Origin of the sequence: Romboutsia sp. (assembly GCF_035470145.1) — a bacterium.
Lineage (GTDB): Bacteria > Bacillota > Clostridia > Peptostreptococcales > Peptostreptococcaceae > Romboutsia_D.
Genome location: NZ_DATIRC010000439.1, coordinates 1 through 1,675, shown reverse-complemented (window position 1 = coordinate 1,675; position 1,675 = coordinate 1). Strand labels below are relative to the sequence as shown.

The 1,675-nt window shown below is 32.5% G+C and carries 2 protein-coding genes; both read right to left on the bottom strand.

Annotation, left to right across the window (positions count from 1 at the left end; genetic code table 11):
* Positions 1 to 136 precede the first annotated feature (136 nt).
* Positions 137 to 436, bottom strand: a complete 300-nt coding sequence (locus VLM92_RS17050) for a hypothetical protein (protein ID WP_325277516.1) — start codon at positions 434 to 436, stop codon at positions 137 to 139.
* Between the two features lie 601 nt (positions 437 to 1,037).
* Positions 1,038 to 1,445 carry a hemerythrin family protein gene (locus tag VLM92_RS17045; protein WP_325277515.1) on the bottom strand — a complete coding sequence of 136 codons (408 nt, stop codon included), beginning with the start codon at positions 1,443 to 1,445 and terminating at the stop codon, positions 1,038 to 1,040.
* Positions 1,446 to 1,675: the final 230 nt, after the last annotated feature.

The following is a 1,675-nucleotide window of genomic DNA, read 5'->3' as shown; positions in this document are numbered from 1 at the left end:
TTTGGATTGGATGACATACACAATATTTTCAGGTAATGAAAAAAGGGTTACCGAAATCACCGATACCTTTCGGAATAAATACGATAACGATAGCAACCCTATTTCAGAAAGAAGTATTAATTTAAAATGAAAGTTGTTATCCTAATCCGACCATTTTCAACGCCTCATTAATCTCAATGTATGGAGCAACAGTATACCTAAAGCCGGGTATGCCAAAAAAGGTTATATATCTATTTGTGACATATTTAAATCCGTGGGCTAATTTATCATTATTAAGCTCAAAAATCTCTATTCCTTGGATTCCTTCTTCCATCATACCACGAACATAAGGCCCCTTTATAACCATATAATCGGGTAAAGGAGGTAACTCCGAAAATCGTTTTGCTATTTCATTTGCACTTTCTGGGGGAAATGAGATCTTACCTATAATAACCATAGTTCACCTCTTTCTGTCTTAGTGAGAAGGGATATTATTAACCTGAGAGTTATAGTTTTATGCTCCTTATAGAACAGCAATATTGTTTAAGGAGCGGAGTAGATATATTTGTATGCCCCTAAATGGTTATAGCCTCAGAATGAGGATAAACGTGGTCTTCCCCCATTTAGTGGACACACCGAAAAGTTAAATGTTGGATAGCAAGAAAAAGATCGAGAATGAGGTCAACAGAATTAGAAAAGTTTCCCAAGGAAATCGAATCCAAATAGAGATTAGATTTAGTTTTTAGCATCCGTTTATTAAACCTTGTTCATATTATAAAACAATATACATGTCAAATATAATAAAATATAATATATCAATTGGTTATATCACATTGTGACAATAGTTGGTAGGACAAATTGATATAAAATTGAGCTTTGCTTGATTGCAGATACCTTGTCAGTATCTGGACTTAAAGATTGTTTAACAGAGGTTGATATCTGTAAAGAATTTAGGATTGAAATCTATTGCGCTCATCGCTACTTAGTTATGTCTGTACCTTTAAAAATGACTTCAATATTGCGTAACTCTATCAAAATAATACAACTAAGTTTTCATTTTACATTGCTTTAAAAAACTTTCGATCTACATGAATGGTATGGACTAAAAACCAATCAGTTATAAATTCAAGAAAATCATCGATTGTTTTCAAGCCCTTATCTAAATCCTCTGCATTCTTATTCAACTCTTCAAGGAGTTGTAAGTGAAGGCGATGATGACTCTTCACTCCTGGAAGACCATAAGAGGTTGCTATATTTTCTTCTGAAGTAAAATGAAAATCTGCATACTTGTGTAATTCACTTATAAGCTTTTTTTTATAATCATCATCATTTGTTTCCTTAAAGTTTTTTCCTATTCGATTTATAAGGCTTAAGAAATGGCGATGTTGTGAATCGACATATTCATTTCCAATTTCAAATTCTGATGCCCATTTTATTTTGCCAATATCCTCCCATTTTAATTTCATAATATCCTCCCAAATTAATAGGTTGGTTAAAAACCAGTATATCATAAAATCAAATATCAACTAAGTGCCGATACATTGAGATCATCTTATAAAATTCGGACTTGTCAAAATTGCAGATACCTAGCCAGTATCTGGACTTTAAGATTGTTTAGCAGAGGTTGTGATATCCGTAAAGAATTTAGGGTTGAAAAGTTTGCGATATATTCAGCTATCGGTAATGAAGCTTATTT

Coding starts and splice junctions, on each gene's coding strand:
- VLM92_RS17050 (WP_325277516.1), bottom strand. CDS start 436: ATGGTTATTATAGGTAAGATCTCATTTCCCCCAGAAAGTGCAAATGAA.
- VLM92_RS17045 (WP_325277515.1), bottom strand. CDS start 1,445: ATGAAATTAAAATGGGAGGATATTGGCAAAATAAAATGGGCATCAGAA.